The sequence below is a fragment of the Variovorax sp. 01N429 genome, assembly GCF_056399425.1.
On the sequence record NZ_JBFTRG010000005.1, the window covers coordinates 19692 to 35639 of the forward strand.

General features: G+C 65.4%; 14 protein-coding genes. 5 read left to right on the forward strand and 9 right to left on the reverse strand.

The genetic code is table 11. From position 1 onward, the window contains the following. The first annotated feature begins 294 nt into the window (after positions 1 to 294). The 3 genes from AC1DSF_RS10600 to atpE all read left to right on the forward strand — a co-directional run bounded on the left by AC1DSF_RS10600 (position 295) and on the right by atpE (position 5155). The gene (locus tag AC1DSF_RS10600) at positions 295 to 1665 is read left to right on the forward strand and encodes a chloride channel protein (protein ID WP_478182815.1); all 1371 of its coding nucleotides are present in this window, start codon (positions 295 to 297) and stop codon (positions 1663 to 1665) included. Between the two features lie 47 nt (positions 1666 to 1712). Next, positions 1713 to 4760, forward strand: a complete 3048-nt coding sequence (gene uvrA, locus AC1DSF_RS10605) for an excinuclease ABC subunit UvrA (RefSeq protein ID WP_478127400.1) — start codon at positions 1713 to 1715, stop codon at positions 4758 to 4760. Positions 4761 to 4912: 152 nt separating this feature from the next. After that, positions 4913 to 5155: a F0F1 ATP synthase subunit C gene (atpE, locus tag AC1DSF_RS10610; RefSeq protein ID WP_478127401.1), complete on the forward strand. Its 243-nt coding sequence runs from the start codon at positions 4913 to 4915 to the stop codon at positions 5153 to 5155. A gap of 27 nt (positions 5156 to 5182) precedes the next feature. Here atpE and AC1DSF_RS10615 read toward each other — a convergent pair whose 3' ends face one another. The 6 genes from AC1DSF_RS10615 to gtdA all read right to left on the reverse strand — a co-directional run bounded on the left by AC1DSF_RS10615 (position 5183) and on the right by gtdA (position 11563). Continuing rightward, entirely contained in the window at positions 5183 to 6295 is a 1113-nt protein-coding gene (locus AC1DSF_RS10615; protein ID WP_478127402.1) for an NADH:flavin oxidoreductase/NADH oxidase, read from the reverse strand. Between the two features lie 8 nt (positions 6296 to 6303). Next, a complete protein-coding gene (locus tag AC1DSF_RS10620) occupies positions 6304 to 7221 on the reverse strand; it encodes an acyl-CoA thioesterase (protein ID WP_478127403.1) in 918 nt (305 codons plus the stop codon). 78 nt (positions 7222 to 7299) lie between these two features. Further along, positions 7300 to 8649 carry an FAD-dependent oxidoreductase gene (locus AC1DSF_RS10625; RefSeq protein ID WP_478127404.1) on the reverse strand — a complete coding sequence of 450 codons (1350 nt, stop codon included), beginning with the start codon at positions 8647 to 8649 and terminating at the stop codon, positions 7300 to 7302. Beyond that, positions 8646 to 9623, reverse strand: a complete 978-nt coding sequence (locus AC1DSF_RS10630) for a Bug family tripartite tricarboxylate transporter substrate binding protein (protein ID WP_478127405.1) — start codon at positions 9621 to 9623, stop codon at positions 8646 to 8648. Before AC1DSF_RS10630 ends, AC1DSF_RS10625 begins: the two co-directional genes overlap by 4 nt. A gap of 87 nt (positions 9624 to 9710) precedes the next feature. Continuing rightward, positions 9711 to 10415, reverse strand: a complete 705-nt coding sequence (locus AC1DSF_RS10635; RefSeq protein WP_478127406.1) for a fumarylacetoacetate hydrolase family protein — start codon at positions 10413 to 10415, stop codon at positions 9711 to 9713. Positions 10416 to 10492: 77 nt separating this feature from the next. Then, positions 10493 to 11563, reverse strand: a complete 1071-nt coding sequence (gtdA, locus tag AC1DSF_RS10640) for a gentisate 1,2-dioxygenase (RefSeq protein ID WP_478127407.1) — start codon at positions 11561 to 11563, stop codon at positions 10493 to 10495. A gap of 140 nt (positions 11564 to 11703) precedes the next feature. Between gtdA and AC1DSF_RS10645 the strand changes: the two genes are divergently transcribed. Both AC1DSF_RS10645 and AC1DSF_RS10650 read left to right on the forward strand, forming a co-directional pair. Next, positions 11704 to 12618, forward strand: coding sequence for a LysR family transcriptional regulator (locus tag AC1DSF_RS10645; protein ID WP_478127408.1), 915 nt, complete (start codon positions 11704 to 11706; stop codon positions 12616 to 12618). Positions 12619 to 12661: 43 nt separating this feature from the next. After that, positions 12662 to 13108: an acyl-CoA thioesterase gene (locus AC1DSF_RS10650; RefSeq protein WP_478127409.1), complete on the forward strand. Its 447-nt coding sequence runs from the start codon at positions 12662 to 12664 to the stop codon at positions 13106 to 13108. Between the two features lie 29 nt (positions 13109 to 13137). On the opposite strand, the gene fahA is transcribed toward AC1DSF_RS10650, so the two are convergent. The 3 genes from fahA to AC1DSF_RS10665 are packed head-to-tail and all read right to left on the reverse strand — an operon-like array spanning position 13138 to position 15946. Then, positions 13138 to 14415, reverse strand: coding sequence for a fumarylacetoacetase (gene fahA, locus AC1DSF_RS10655; protein ID WP_478127410.1), 1278 nt, complete (start codon positions 14413 to 14415; stop codon positions 13138 to 13140). Continuing rightward, complete coding sequence (gene hmgA, locus AC1DSF_RS10660; RefSeq protein WP_478127411.1) at positions 14412 to 15731, reverse strand: homogentisate 1,2-dioxygenase; 1320 nt, start codon at positions 15729 to 15731, stop codon at positions 14412 to 14414. Before hmgA ends, fahA begins: the two co-directional genes overlap by 4 nt. Beyond that, entirely contained in the window at positions 15728 to 15946 is a 219-nt protein-coding gene (locus tag AC1DSF_RS10665) for a DUF2783 domain-containing protein (RefSeq protein WP_478127412.1), read from the reverse strand. Before AC1DSF_RS10665 ends, hmgA begins: the two co-directional genes overlap by 4 nt. Positions 15947 to 15948 lie beyond the last annotated feature (2 nt).

Here is a 15948-nt window from a genome sequence, read left to right on the forward strand (position 1 = left end):
ACTCCCTTTTGCTGACGCCGATCCCGGTTCAGCCTCTTCGCAGAAGACCTGTCGATCCGATTCGTGATCGTCTCGGCGGGTCTGGTGACAGAGCGAAGAGGCTTTCCGTGGCCCTGAGAAAGGGCCGTCGGCTTGAAAAGCGCGAAGCATAGCGGCGCAAACTGCAATCGGTAGTACTACACCGCTTTCCCGGGTACTTTTCAGACATTTCCTAGGCTCCGCACAGGAAGACGCATCGCCGACAGGTCCGTGCGCCTGCGCCTGCGCCTGCCGCGGAGACAATGACGCTATTCCATGAACCGCGAACCGGACTTCTTCGAAAACCTGCGCGCCGAACTGTCGAGCGGCCGTCTATGGCTCGACCGCGCCATCGTCCTTGGCTACGCCGTCGCGGCGGGCCTGTTCGTGGTGGTCTTCACGATCGCCAGCGACCGCGCTTTCGGGCTGTTCCTGGGGCTGTACCGCTCCCATCCATGGGCGGTTCTACTCTGGACGCCTGCCGTCACGGCCGCCATCGTCTGGGCAACGCGCCGCTGGGCGCCCGGTGCGCGGGGTTCGGGCATCCCGCAGGTCAAGGCAGCGCTGCATCCTGCGCTGCCGCCGGAGAAACGCGGTCTGTTCGTCTCGCTCAGGCTCACGGTTGCCAAGATCGGGCTGGCCGTGCTGGGCTTTGCGGCCGGACTCTCCATCGGGCGCGAAGGCCCTGCCGTGCAGGTCGCCGCCGGGGTCATGCAGCACGCGCGCCGGTGGCTTTCACCACGCACCACGATCGATGCGCGCGGTTTGCTCCTGGCAGGCGGCGCCGCCGGAATCGCGGCGGCGTTCAACGCGCCGCTCGCCGGCGTGGTGTTCGCGATCGAGGAACTGTCGGGCCGCATCGAAGCGCGTGCGAGCGGGTTGATCATCACGGCCATCGTGCTCGCGGGTCTGGTCGCGGTGTCCGTATTCGGCAATCTGAGCTATTTCGGCATCATCAAGGTGCCGCGTTTCGGCTGGGAGGTGATGGGACCCGGCCTCATGGTGGCCTTGACGACGGGGCTCGCCGGCGGTCTCTTTTCGAGGCTTCTCGCCACTTCGCTCACGGGAGCACCGCAGCGGTTGAACAATCTTCGGGCGCGCTGGCCCATTCGCTTTGCGGCCGTCGGCGGACTTGCGGTGGCGGCGATCGGCCTCGCGACCAACGGCACGACCTTCGGCTCCGGGTCGGAGTCGGTCAAGCACATGCTTGCGGGCCACGACGAGCTCACGCCGCTCTACACGCTGCTCAAGTTCATTGCGACCTGGCTCACGGCGTGGTGCGGCGTTCCGGGCGGAATCTTTGCACCTGCGCTTTCGATCGGCGCCGGCATCGGCGAGGGGATCGCCCGATTTGCAGGGCCTGGACTCGGCCCCGCACTCATCGCCATGGGCATGGCGGGCTTCCTGGCGGCGGTGACGCAGGCGCCGCTCACCGCCTTCATCATCGTGATGGAGATGGTCGACGGGCACTCGATGGTGCTCAGCCTCATGGCTTGCTCGCTGCTGGCCAGCCTGGTTTCACGAATGATCAGCAGGCCGCTCTATGAATCCTTGGCCGAACACATGCTGACGATGGCGATGGGCGCGCCACTGCCGCCGGATCCGGACGACCCGCTCGCGACCGGGCAATCCCCCGACGCACCTTGAAACAGGCGGGGATTTATCATGTCCGGTTGCCCAAAACCGACCGCCCTGTGAATTCCCCCTCCGATGACGTCTACCTCGGCGCCGCGCTTGCGCAACAGCGCATCAGCATCCGCGGCGCGCGCACGCACAACCTCAAGAACGTCGATCTCGACATCCCGCGCAACAAGCTGGTGGTGATCACTGGCCTGTCCGGCTCGGGCAAGTCGAGCCTGGCGTTCGATACGCTCTACGCCGAAGGCCAGCGCCGGTACGTGGAGAGCCTGTCCGCCTATGCGCGGCAATTCCTGCAACTGATGGACAAGCCCGACGTCGATGTGATCGAAGGCCTCTCTCCGGCGATCAGCATCGAGCAGAAGGCGACGAGCCACAACCCGCGCTCGACGGTCGGGACGGTCACCGAAATTCACGACTACCTGCGGCTGCTGTACGCCCGGGCCGGAACACCCTACTGCCCCGACCACGATCTCCCGCTCCAGGCGCAGACGGTCTCGCAGATGGTGGATGCGGTGCTTGCGATTCCCGACGAACCCCGGCTGATGATCCTGGCCCCGGTGGCCCGCGAAAAGAAGGGCGAGTTCGTCGAACTCTTCACAGAGATGCAGGCGCAGGGCTACATCCGCTTTCGTGTCGACGGGCAGACCTACGAATACAACGACCTGCCCAAGCTCAAGAAAACCGAGAAGCACGACATCGACGTGGTGATCGACCGCTTGCGCGCACGCCCCGACATGCAGCAGCGGCTCGCGGAGAGCTTCGAGGCCGCGCTGCGGCTGGCCGATGGACGTGCGATCGCGCTGGAGATGGACGCGCCTGCACCCGAAAACGGGGCCCAGTCGCCCGCGGCACGCGAACACCTCTTCAATGCCAAGTTCGCGTGCCCGATCTGCCACTACTCGCTGGCCGAACTCGAACCGCGCCTGTTTTCCTTCAATTCGCCCGTGGGCGCGTGTCCGAGTTGCGACGGCTTGGGACATCGAGAATTCTTCGACCCCGCGCGGGTCGTCGCGTTTCCGACGCTGAGCCTCGCCAGCGGCGCGGTGAAGGGCTGGGATCGGCGCAACGGCTATTACTTCAGCATGCTCGAAAGCGTGGCCAAGCACTACAAGTTCGATCTGGACACGCCTTTCGAGTCGCTTCCCGCTTCGGTGCAGCAGACCGTGCTGAACGGCTCGGCGCAAGAAGAGATCAAGTTCACCTACGTGATGGAGAGCGGCCAGCAATCCGGCAAGAAGCTGGTGCGCAAGCATCCCTTCGAAGGGATCATCCCGAACATGGAGCGGCGCTATCGAGAGACCGATTCGGCGATGGTGCGCGAAGATCTCTCGCGCTTTCGCAACTTGCAGCCTTGCCCCGAGTGTCACGGCACCCGTCTGCGCCGCGAGGCGCGCCATGTGTTCCTGGTCGATCAAACCGGCGCGGAGCCCCGCCGCATGGCGATCTACGAGATCAGCCATGCCACGCTGCGCGAGAGCTTCGCGTACTTTCAGGACCTGCATCTGCGTGGCGCCAAGGCGGAAATTGCCGACAAGGTGGTGCGCGAGATCGGGCTTCGCCTGAAGTTTCTCAACGACGTCGGGCTCAACTACCTGAGCCTGGATCGCAGCGCGGAGACGCTGTCCGGCGGCGAGGCGCAACGCATCCGGCTCGCCTCACAGATCGGCTCGGGGCTGACCGGCGTGATGTATGTGCTCGACGAGCCCAGCATCGGTCTGCACCAGCGCGACAACGACCGGCTCATCGGCACGCTGAAGCACCTGCGCGACATCGGCAACAGCGTGATCGTCGTCGAGCACGACGAGGACATGATCCACGCCGCGGATCACGTGATCGACATGGGCCCGGGCGCCGGCGTTCATGGCGGGCGCGTGATGGCGCAGGGCACCTACGCGCAGGTTGCGGCAGACCCGGACTCACTGACGGGGCAGTACCTGTCTGGCGTGAAGAAGATTGCGGTGCCCGCGCGCCGAACGCCATGGTTGCCGGTCATGAACAAGCCCGTCGCAGAAGAAAGCAAGAAAGCATCGCGCTTTCCGCAGAGCGGTGCCGCCGAAAGGCGCGCGGCCCGCGAGGCAGCGCACCTGGCGACACAGTCCGACGTGCAGGAAATCCGGGTCGTCGGCGCGACGGGCAACAACCTCAAGAACGTCAACGTGGCGTTCCCGGTCGGCCTGTTGACGTGCGTGACGGGCGTCTCCGGCTCGGGCAAATCGACGCTGGTCAACGACACGCTCTATGCAGCCGTCGCGCGCACGCTCTATCGCGCACACGAAGAGCCGGCCGAACACGAGGCCATTGAGGGCATCGAGTATTTCGACAAGGTCATCAACGTCGACCAGTCGCCGATCGGCCGCACGCCGCGCAGCAATCCGGCCACCTATACCGGCCTCTTCACACCCATCCGCGAGCTGATGGCGGAGACCAACACGGCCCGCGAGCGCGGCTACGGTCCGGGCCGCTTCAGCTTCAACGTCGCGGGCGGCCGCTGCGAAGCGTGTCAGGGCGATGGCGTCGTGAAGGTCGAAATGCACTTCCTGCCCGACGTGTACGTGCCCTGCGAGGTGTGCCACGGGCAGCGCTACAACCGCGAAACGCTCGAAGTGCAATACAAGGGCCGCAACATCGCGCAAATCCTCGACATGACGGTGGAGACGGCGCACGAATTCCTGAAGGCCGTGCCGACCATCGAGCGCAAGCTGCGCACGCTGCTCGATGTCGGCCTGAGCTACATCAAGCTCGGGCAGGCCGCGACGACGCTCTCCGGTGGGGAGGCGCAACGCGTGAAGCTCGCGCTCGAACTCAGCAAGCGCGACACGGGCCGCACGCTCTACATCCTCGACGAGCCGACCACCGGGCTGCACTTCGCTGACATTGAGCTATTGCTGAAGGTGCTGCACCAGCTGCGCGACGCGGGCAACACGATCGTCGTGATCGAACACAACCTGGACGTGATCAAGACCGCCGACTGGCTCATCGACATGGGCCCCGAAGGCGGCGCCGGCGGCGGCACGGTGGTGGGCGTCGGCACGCCGGAGGCGATCGCCGCGAACGAAGCCAGCCATACGGGCCGATACCTGAAGCGCCTCCTGCCTGGCTGATCCGGCTGACCCGGCTGATCTCCGACCACCTCGCTCCATGACCTGCGAGGTCATCGACGCTGCGCGCAGCCTCGGCGACATTGGATGCAAGCCGGAACCGAGGTGGTGCCGGCAGCAACAGGCCAACATCTCAGGGCCAACGAAAGAGCATCATGAACGGCTTCGACATCCTTCCCCTCGCTGTGGCCCTACTCATCGGCATTGCCGCGGTGGGCTCCTGCATCGGCATCGGCATCGTCGGGTCGAAGCTCCTCGAAGGCACCGCACGGCAGCCAGAACTCAAGGACACCTTGCAGACCCTGTTCTTCCTGATCGCGGGCGTGACCGACGGCGCATTCATCATCGCCACCGGCATCGGGCTTTGGTTCGCGACCGCCAACCCGTTCCGCGGCTAGGAACGCCGCCCACAGTGGCGGCATGGCCTATCGCTGACCGATGCGGGCGTCGCCGAACAGCGCCTTCAGTTCGCGAGGCTGTGAACGCCAATACTGCGGCGGCGCCTCGACCTGGGCACCGAGTTCGGCGGCCGCGCGCCACGGCCAGTGCGGCTCGAACAGCATCGCGCGGGCCAGCGCCACCAGATCGGCCTGGCCCGCTGCGACGATGGCATCGGCCTGCGATGGTTCAGTGACGAGGCCGACAGCGATGATCGGAAGATCGACCGCTTTCCTGATGCGCTCGGCCAGCGGGACCTGGTAACCGGGCGAGAGCGGGATCTTCTGTTGCGGCGACACGCCTCCCGAAGAAACGTGGACGAAGCTGCATCCCAGCGACGAAAGCGCCTTGGCAAAGGCGATGCTCTGCTCGACATCCCAGCCGCCGTCGACCCAATCGGTCGCCGAGAGTCGCACGCCGACGGCCATCCGGTCCGGCACGGCGGCCCGCACTGCGGAGAACACTTCCAGCGGGAAGCGCATGCGGTTTTCAAGCGAGCCGCCGTAGGCATCGGCGCGCTGGTTGGCAATGGGCGAAAGAAACTGATGCAGCAGATAGCCATGCGCCGCGTGCAGTTCGATCGCGTCGAGACCGAGAGCATCGGCACGCTGTGCCGCACGCACGAAGGCCGCCTTCACGCGCGCGAGCCCACCGGCATCGAGGGCGGCAGGCGGAGGTTCGCCCGCCGCATGCGGGATCGCGGAGGGCGCCACGGTCTGCCAGGCGCCTTCGTCCGGCGTCAGGCACTGGCCGCCTTCCCATGGCACGTGGCTCGATGCCTTGCGTCCCGCATGAGCGAGTTGAATGGCGACCGGTACGCGCGAATAGCGGCGGATTGCAGCCAGCACGCGTCCGAGCGCCGCCTGGTTATCGTCCGAATAGAGCCCGAGGTCACCCGGCGTGATGCGCCCGATCTCCTCGACCGCGGTCGCCTCGATGATGAGCAAGCCCGCGCCCGACAACGCAAGCTGCCCGAGATGGATCATGTGCCAGTCGGCAGCGTTGCCGTGCTCGGCGGAGTACTGGCACATCGGGGCAATCACGATGCGGTTGCGCAGGGTCAACGGACCCAGCGCGAAGGGGGAGAAGAGGGCGCTCATGGCGCCCGTTATATCGGCGCCGCTCGCCCCGCGCTCGACAAAGGGCTTCCCGTGGGCCGCACCCGCAGCATGCCCTCTTGAGCGGTCGAGGCGACGAGCCGCCCGTCGCGCGTGAAGATGCTGCCGCGGCACAGTCCCCGTGCACCGTTCGCGCTCGGCGAATCGACACAGTAGAGCAGCCACTCATCCATTCGGAAATCGCGATGGAACCACATCGCATGGTCGAGGCTGGCGGGCCGTACCTGGCCGCTCATGAAGCTCAGGCCGTGCGGCAGCATGGCGGCGCGCAGCAGACCGTGGTCTGAAGCGTAAGCCAGCAAGGCGCGATGCACGAGCGGGTCGTCCGGCAGCGGCGCGATCGCGCGCATCCAGACGCTGCTCTCGGACGAGCGAGGCGCCGGCGCGAGCAGGTCGTCGGGCTCGATGCGGCGGTACTCGATCCCGTGCGGCATCAGTGCCTTGGGACGCCACATGGCAGGCAGCCGGTCGCCGAGCGCCATGCGTTGATCGAGTTCGCTCGGCAGCCCGTCCGGACCTGCGGCTTCGGGCATCGGAAGTTGATGCTCGATGCCCTCGTCCACGGTCTGGAACGAAGCCGACATCTCGAAGATGATGCGCTCCCGCTGGCGCGCGACCACGTGCCGCATCGTGAAGCTGCGGCCATCGCGCATGCGTTCGACCGCGTATTCAATGGGCGCATGCTCGCCGGGCAACAGGAAGTAGGCGTGCATCGAATGGACCGGGCGCTCAGCACCCACGGTCTGGCAGGCGGCCATCAGCGCTTGCCCCAGCACCTGGCCGCCGAAGACGGCCGGCGTGCCGATGTCTTCGCTCTGAGCCAGGAAGCGGTCGTTGCCCAGCGGTTGGAGGCTCATCAAGTCGACGAGGCTGTCGACGAGTCGGGAAGCGGTGGCGGGATCGGTCATCGGGAGAACGCAGGCAGCGCCGGAAAGACAAGCCTGCAACGATAGCAAAGAGCGCCCCGCCGTGGTGTCCCGCGCCGGTCAGCGATCCAGGTCGACCCCGTCAGCGGCCAGTTGGCTCTGGAGCGCGGTCACGTCGACCGTCGCGAAGCTACCGCCCCCCAGCGATGCCGCTGCGGTTCCGGCCGCTTGCCCCATCACGAAGCAGCCGCCGCTGGCCCGCGCCGCCGATTGGCCTTCGTGCGTCATCGAGGCGCAGCGGCCCGCGACCAGAAGGTTGTCCACCCCGCGGGGCACGAGCATGCGCCACGGCAGTTGGTTGTAGGTGCGGTTGCCATCGCGCGGGAAGGCCCACTCGATCTTGCCGGCCGCATGCATCTCCATCGGCCAGGCGTTGATGCCGATGCTGTCGTCGAAGCGTGCCGACGACAGGATGTCCTCACCCGTCAGCGCATAAAGCCCTTGGATGCGCCGCGTCTCGCGAATGCCCACCTGGGGCGCGATCTCCACGATGGACGATTGTTCGAAGCCGGGCACTTCGGCCTTGAGGAATCGGAAGTATTCGCCGATCTGCCGGCGGCCTTCGGTTTCGCCGTCGCTGAGTTGCCGGGCGTCCACGCCGTTCATCGCACCGCCTTCGGCATTGCGGATCTGCGTCACGTTGGCGCGCCATTCTCGCGGGTCGATCTGCGGACGCAGGATCGCGCCCTCTCTCGGAAAGCTGTAGGCCTGCGGATCGCGCTCACGCGCTTTTGTCATCAGGTCGTTGATGGCCTTGAATTCGCCCACGGCGGCCAGCGCGCGCTGCGCGTCGACGTGGCCGATGCGAAACATGGTGGATGGGAACAATCCGCTGCCGTGGCCGTCGCCCACTTCGAAGGGCACACCGGCAAAGGCCGCCACGTCCGCATCGCCGCTGCCGTCGATGAAGGCATTCGCACGAATTGCCTGGCGGCCGGATTTCGTTTCGACTACCAGCGCGGCAATGCGATTGCCGTCCATGACCACCGCCGCGGCCAACGCGTGGAACAGCAGCTGCACGCCGGCGTCGAGCAATAGCTGATCGGCCGCGCACTTGTAGACGGAGGTGTCGTACGAACGCACGCGAATACGGCCCTGCATGCCGTCCTGCGGCTTGTTGAGGCCGCCCATGGCGTCGATGCGCGCGAGCAGGTCGTCCGCCACGCCATGCACGAGCAGCGTCATTTCGCCGTCGCGCTTGCCGTAGAGGCCCGCGAAGTTGGTCACGCCGCCGGCGGTGCCCATGCCCCCGAGGAAGCCATAGCGCTCCACCAGCAGCGTGCGCGCGCCGTGGCGGGCGGCGCTCACGCTGGCAGCGATGCCGGCAGGGCCGCCGCCGACCACGACCACGTCGTACTCGCCGAAGACCGGCAGGCTGCGTTGCGGTTCGATGACGGTGGACACGTTCATTGCAGTTTGATGCCGTTCGTCGAGATGATGCGGGTCATGATCGCGGACTCTTCCTTGACGCGTGCCCGCATGCCGTCAGGCGACGTGCCGACTGCCTGCCAGCCCTGATCGAACAACCGCTGGCGCACTTCGGGCGATTTCATGATGACGGCGAGTTCCTTGCTGATCCGGTCCTGCGCGGTCTTCGACAGATTGGCGGGGCCGAGCAGGGCGGTCCAGACTTCGAGATTGAAATCACGAACACCGGCTTCGGAGAGTGAGGGCACTTCAGGTGCCAGCGTGCTGCGCCCGCTCGTGAGGCCGATCGCCTTGAGCTTGCCGGCCCGCACCTGCGGCCATGCGACGCCCGGTGGGATAAGGGCCATCTGCACCTGGTCGCCCAGCAATCCGGTCACGACCTGTGGATTGCCTTGATAGGGCACGTGCTCGGCCTTCAGCCCAGGGACGCGGCTCTTGAGGAGCTCCATGCCCAGGTGGCCGACCGAACCGACGCCCACCGAACCGTAGCTCCACTTGTCGCCGCCCTTGCGCGCCGCATCGAAGAAGGCAGCGCCGCCGGGCAGGTTGTTCGGCGCGACCAGCATCAGCGGCGCGGTGGCGATCAGCGACAAGTAGGTGAAGTCCTTGGCCGGGTCGTAGGGCAGCTTGGGGTACAGCATCTTCGACGAGGTCAGATTGCCGTTGATCACGATGCCGAGGGTGTGATCGTCGGTCGCCTTCGCTACCAGGTCGGCCGCGATGTTGCCCGACGCGCCGGGCCTGTTGTCGACGATGACCGGCTGCCCGAGCGCCTTCGCCAGAGGCTCGGCGATGGTCCGTGCCGCGATGTCGGGGGTCGAACCGCCCGGAAAGCCAACGATCAAGCGGACCGGCTTGGTAGGCCATGCGGCGCCCTGTGCCATGGAAGCCAGCGGCAGAATGCCGGCGGCCAGGCCGCAGGCAGCGACAAGGAGAGCTCTCTTCGATGCGTGCATAAAGTGAAAGGGTTGAAAAAGCAAAGGGCCCAAGGATACGCCCCGCTGTGTCCAGACGTTACGAGGAGGTCTGCCGGAGCATGCGCTTCAGTCGACGCGAACGACGATCGGCTCCAGCCCCTCGATGTGCACCTTCATGGTCTGGGCCGGCTTCACCGCCCCCACGCCTTCGGGCGTGCCGGTGAAGATGAGATCGCCAGGCTGAAGTGCAAATAGCGTCGATAGGTTGGCAATGACTTCGTTGACCGACCAGATCAGGTTGCGCAGGTCGCTCTTCTGGCGGACCTCGCCATCGACCTCGAGTGTGATCGCACCTTGCGCGATCTCTCCCGAGTCAGCGAGCTTGCGCACCGCACCCACGGGCGCCGAAAAATCGAAAGCCTTGCCGATTTCCCATGGGCGGCCCTGTTCACGCATCTTCATCTGCAGGTCGCGGCGCGTCATGTCCAGGCCGACGGCGTAACCGTAGATGTGGCTGGCGGCGTCGGCCACGGCAATGTTTCTTCCGGCTTTGCCGATCAGGACGACCAACTCAGCCTCGTAGTGGTAATTGGCGGTCTGCGGTGGGTAGGGAATGTTCGCGGTCTTTCCAGCGGCCACCGGAACGATCGATGCGTCGTCGTTCGGCTTGCAAAAGAAGAAAGGCGGCTCGCGATCGGGATCGAAACCCATCTCGCGCGCATGCGCTGCGTAGTTGCGGCCGACGCAATAGACGCGGCGCACCGGAAACAGGTCGGACGAACCGGCGATGGGAAGGCCGACGACGGCCGGAGGAGAAACGACGAAAGACATGTGGGCTCCTGCCGCCTGTGCGGCACGTGGGTCGAAAAAATCGCTGACGAGCGCAGCGAACGATCAGGAATCCGGCGTCAGGAGTCCTGGAGGAACGCTTCGCGCAAGATGCCCATGGCCTGTTGCACAGGACGATCCGAAAAGCTGAACAGCACGGCATCGTCGGCTGCCGAGAGGCGCAGCGGCGCCCAGGAAGGCACGACAAAGGTGTCGCGCGGACCGAAGGCGAATCGCTGCCCGCCGATCTCGGCCGTGCCATGGCCTTCGACCACGCTGTAGACGGCGCCATCGGTCGCGCGATGCGTCTTGCCGGCAAACCCGGCCGGAAGAAGCTGCAGGTTGGTCGCGATGGTGGGCATCGGCGAGCCGCCCGTCAGCGGATTGATGTAACGCAGCTTGTGGCCCAGCCATGCGTCAGGCGCCTCCTGCCTTTGCAACTGCGCGAGTGCGTCGCGGCTGCGGGCGTAGGGATAGTTGAAGATCGGCGAGGTCGGCGAGCTGTGGTCATGCCGCACAGGCACCATGTTGTGGCCGAATCGCGCGAGGCTGTTGCCCTCGGGACGGGCGACGTGCTGCACCTTTGCATCGGCGTTCTCTGCAAAGCCGGCATCGAAGAAGCGGAGCATCGGGATATCGAGCCCATCGAGCCAGACCACCGGCTCGGTCACGCCTTCGATGCCTTCGTTGCCATGGTCGTGCCAGGCCCACGAAGGCGTGATGATGAAGTCGCCCGGGTACATGGTGGTGCGCTCGCCACCCACCGTGGTGTAGGCCCCCTTGCCGTCGACGATGAAACGCAGCGCCGATTGCACGTGGCGGTGAGATGGCGCGACCTCGCCCGGCATGATGAGCTGCAAGCCCGCGTAGAGCGATTGCGTGATCGATGAACGACCTGGAATCGCCGGATTCTCAAGCACCAGCACACGGCGCACGGCTTCTTCGGCAGTGATGAGTTCGGCCGATTCCATCAGCAGCGGGCGAATCTCGTCGTAGCGCCAGAGCGCGGGCACGCAGGGAGTCTGCGGTTCACGCGGCACCAGAGCGTGCAGCGATTCCCAAAGCGGCGTGAGGTTCAGCGGTCGGATGCGCTCGTAGTAGGCACGGCGTTCGGCGGCGTCCGTGTGCGCGGCTTGCGTAGCGGTGTTCATGGGATTTGTCTCCTGGCGATCGAAGCCCGAATGCGATTGTTGGTCGCACCTACTATTTGTTCAAGATGGACAACTCGATACCCACAATTGCGTTTTCAGATAATGGCCGTTCTGAAGTTCTGAGCATTCCGGAGGCCCTCATGTCCAAACTCGATCTCGAATGGCTCGCCGTGTTCGACGAGATCTACAAGACCGGCAGCGTCTCCAAGGCCGCGGACCGCCTGGGCATGGCGCAGGCCGCAGCCAGCACCATGCTGAACAAGCTGCGCGCGCACTTCGATGACCGGTTGTTCGCGCGCACTGCGCAGGGCATGCAACCCACGCCCTATGCACAGCGGCTGTGCATTCATGTGCGCGAAGTGCTCTCCCAACTCGACCAGGCGCGCGGCAGCCGCGGCGGCTTCGATCCGGGCGAGGCGCAGCGCACCTTTCGCATCTGCATGACGGACATCAGCGAGGTGGTGTTGCTGCCCCGGCTTCTGGACCATCTGCGGCGCTCAGCCCCTGGCGTGCACATCGAAACCGAAATCATCTCGACCGACAGCGGGCGCCGCCTGGAAGACGGCGAAGTCGATCTCGCGGTGGGCTTCATGCCGCAACTCGACGCGGGCTTTTATCAGCAGACGCTCTTTGCGCAGAACTTCGTCTGCCTGGTGGCGCGGGACCATCCTCGCATCGGCGCGCGACTCACGCTCAAGCGCTTCGAGGGTGAGGCCCACGCGGTGATCTCGTCCTCGGGCACCGGCCACGCCATCATCGACAAGACCATTGCGCGACTGGGCCTCACGCGCAACGTCGTGGTGCGCTTGTCGAGCTTCCTGAGCGTGGCGCGCATCGTGGCGCACACCGAGCTGATCGTGATCGTGCCGCGCATCCTGGGCGAAGTCCTCGTGACCCAGGAGCCTGTGAAGATGATGGATCCGCCCTTTGCACTTTCGACCTACGCCGTCAAACAGCACTGGCACGAACGATTTCACGCCGACGCCGGCAATGCCTGGCTGCGCCGCACGCTGGCGCAACTCTTTGGTGCCGACTCCGCCCCGGCGCTCGCATAATCCGCGAGGGCGTTTCATCGATCAACTCATCGCCCAGGAATACATGTCGTCCATCACCCTGCGATTTCTGGCCGAGCCCAGCGCCGTCAACTTCGGTGGCAAGGTTCACGGCGGCACTGTCATGAAGTGGATCGACGAAGCCGGGTATGCGTGCGCGACGAGCTGGTCCAAGCGCTATTGCGTGACCGTGTTCCTCGGCAGCATTCGCTTCCACCGCCCGATCATGATTGGCGACCTGGTGGAGGTAGAGGCCCGCCTGGCCTACACCGGCAACAGCAGCATGAACATCTCGGTCGAAGTGCGCAGCGGCGACATGAAGGGCGGCGAGATGCAGAAGACCACCGAGTGCCTGATCGTCTTCGTTTCGGTCGATTCGCACGGCCGTCCGCTGCCGGTCGATGCGTTCGCGCCAGGCACGCCGGGCGAAATGGCGCTGGCCGAGCGGGCGCGGGCGCATCTTGAAGCGTCGCGGGCGGCTGCCGGTACTTAGGCGCCGCTGACCGCTTGATCTTGTCGCAATCAGCCTATAGCGACCACCGTCCCACTCACCTCACCCAGCCCGATGCGCACCGCGCCTGCGCGCTCGCAATAGCCGCGCAGGCTCAGCGTGTCGCCATCCTCGAGGAAGGCGCGGCGTTCGCCATTGGGCAGGGTGATCGGCTGCTTGCCACCCAGGGTGAGTTCCAACAGAGAGCCCGCCTCATCCGGATTCGGCCCCGACAACGTGCCTGATCCAAGCAGATCACCAGGCTGCAGATTGCAGCCGTTCACCGTGTGGTGCGTGACGAGTTGCGCAGCGGTCCAATAGGCAGCTTCCGTGGTGTTGCCACGCGTGAGCCGCACAGCCGATTCGCCCGCGTCGCGCATCCTCGCGGTCTGCAGCCACACCTCGAGCGTGATGTCGAGCGCGCCGCTTTCGCGATTGGCAGGTGCATCGAGATAGGCCAACGGCTGCGGATCTCCTTCAGGGCGCGCAAACTTCGCACGGAAAGGCGCGAGCGCCTCCATGCTGACGATCCACGGCGATACGGTCGTCGCAAAATTCTTTGCCAGGAAAGGGCCGAGCGGCTGATATTCCCAAGCCTGCAGATCGCGCGCTGACCAGTCGTTGAGCAGCGTCACCCCGAAGAGATGCTGCTCGGCATCAGCGATGGCGATGGGCTCGCCCAAGGCATTGCCGCGGCCAACGACGAACCCGAGCTCCAACTCGTAGTCGAGCCGCTTCGATGGGCCGAAGCTCGGCGCCTGGGCATCGGGCGCCTTGGTCTGCCCCTGCGGGCGCTTGAACCGCTGGCCGCTCACGCCAATGGACGAGGCCCGGCCGTGGTAGCCGATCGGCACCCACTTGTAGTTGGGCATCAGAGGCTGGTCGGGGCGGAACAGCTTGCCGACGGTGGTTGCGTGATGAATGCCCGTGTAGAAATCGGTGTAGTCGCCAATGCGGCAGGGCACGGTCATCTCGACGGACGATTGCGCCGATAGGGCCTTACTCCAGGCGGCCTGCTTCGGGCTGCCTTCGCGCAGCCCTTCGGAGATGGCGCTGCGCAGCGCCTGGCGTTCCGCTGCGCCTTGCCCCAGCAGCACGTTCATGTCATCCGTATCGATGAGTCCGGCGGCCTTGAGATCAAGCACCTGGTCGCCGATGGCGATCCCGATGCGAAATCCCTCGCTGCTGCCATCAGGCCGAAAGCGTCCGAAGGGCAGGTTCTGGATCGGAAAGTCGCAGCCGGCTTCGTTGGCCGATGACACCCAACTGCGCAGCTTCGGATCGTGTGTGGTGTTGATGGCGTAGGTCATGGGGTGAATTGATCCTTGAGGCCGGCCCAGCAGTCGGCGTAGTCGTTGTCGAGCGCCGGGCTCTTCATCGCGAATTCGGTGGGGATGAAGCGATAGCGGCTCTCGAACATGAAGGCGAGCGTGTTGTCGAGCTTCTGCGGCTTGAGCTCGCTGCGGCTCGCCTTCTCGAAAGCTTCTTCGTCGGGGCCGTGCGGAACCATGCAGTTGTGCAGGCTCGCACCACCAGGCTTGAAGCCGCCCGGCTTGGCGTCGTACTGCCCATAGACCAGCCCCATGAATTCACTCATGAGATTGCGGTGGTACCAGGGTGGACGGAAGGTGTCTTCCATGACGAGCCAGCGCGGCGGAAAGATCACGAAGTCGCAGTTGGCGGTCCCGGGCGTGTCGCTCGGCGAAGTCAACACTGTGAAGATCGAAGGATCCGGATGGTCGAAGCTGATCGAGCCGATCGTCATGAAATGCGCCGTGTCGTATTTCACGGGCGAAAGGTTGCCGTGCCAGGCGACGACGTTGAAGGGCGATTGCCTTGTCGGCGCCGACCAGAAGCGGCCGCCCGCCTTCTTGACGAGCTCGTAGCCCGTGCTCGCTTCCTCGAAGGCGGCGACGGGCGCCTGGAAGTCGCGCGCATTGGCAAGGCCGTTCGAACCGATCGGGCCCAGCTCGGGCAAGCGGAATTGCGCGCCGTAGTTCTCGCAAACGTAGCCGCGGGAAGGTCCTGCGCCAGATTCCGAATCGGGCAGGCCGACCTTGAAGACCACGCCTCGCGGCACCAGCGCAATCTCGCCGGCCTTGACGTCGAGCACGCCCATCTCGGTGGTGATTTCAAGACGACCCTGCTGCGGCACGAAAAGCATTTCACCGTCGGCGTTGACGAAGGCGCGGCGCTCCATGGAGCGGTTCGCGATGTACACGTGCGCGGCGACGCCGGTCTGCGCTTCGGCATCGCCGTTGGCGGCGATCGTATGGACGCCATCGACGAAGTCGACGTTGGCGTTGTCCATCGGGATCGGCGCCCAGCGCAGCGGCTCGGGCGGCAGGAGCATCTCACGATCGGCACCGGTCTTCCATTGCGCCTGCGCGTAGGGCTTGTAGCGTCCGGACACCACGGAGGGCTGGCGCCGGTACATCCACGTGCGCCTGTTTTCGTGGCGCGGCGCGGTGAAGGCCGTGCCGGAAATCAGCTCGGGATACAGGTCGAAGGGCGCGCGCTGCGGGCTGTTGCGGCCTTGGGGCAAGGCGCCTGCGACGGCTTCGGTCGCGTATTCGTTGCCGAAGCCGCTTTGATAGCGGCGCTCGCCGGCGGATGCGTCGGTCATGGTGTCCTTTCTCCTTTGGGAGTCTCAGCGGCGCTCGAAGCGGCCTCAAGGGCTTGGCGAAGCACCGGCATCGAGCCGATGTGATTGGCGAGCACAAGCACGAGCCGGGCATTCAGAGCGTGGCTTTCTTCGGTCGACAAGCCTTGGTGTGCTTCGATCAGCGCCTCGTAGAAATCGTCGGGCGCGTCGAGGTTTGGGGTGGTGATGAGTTCCATCG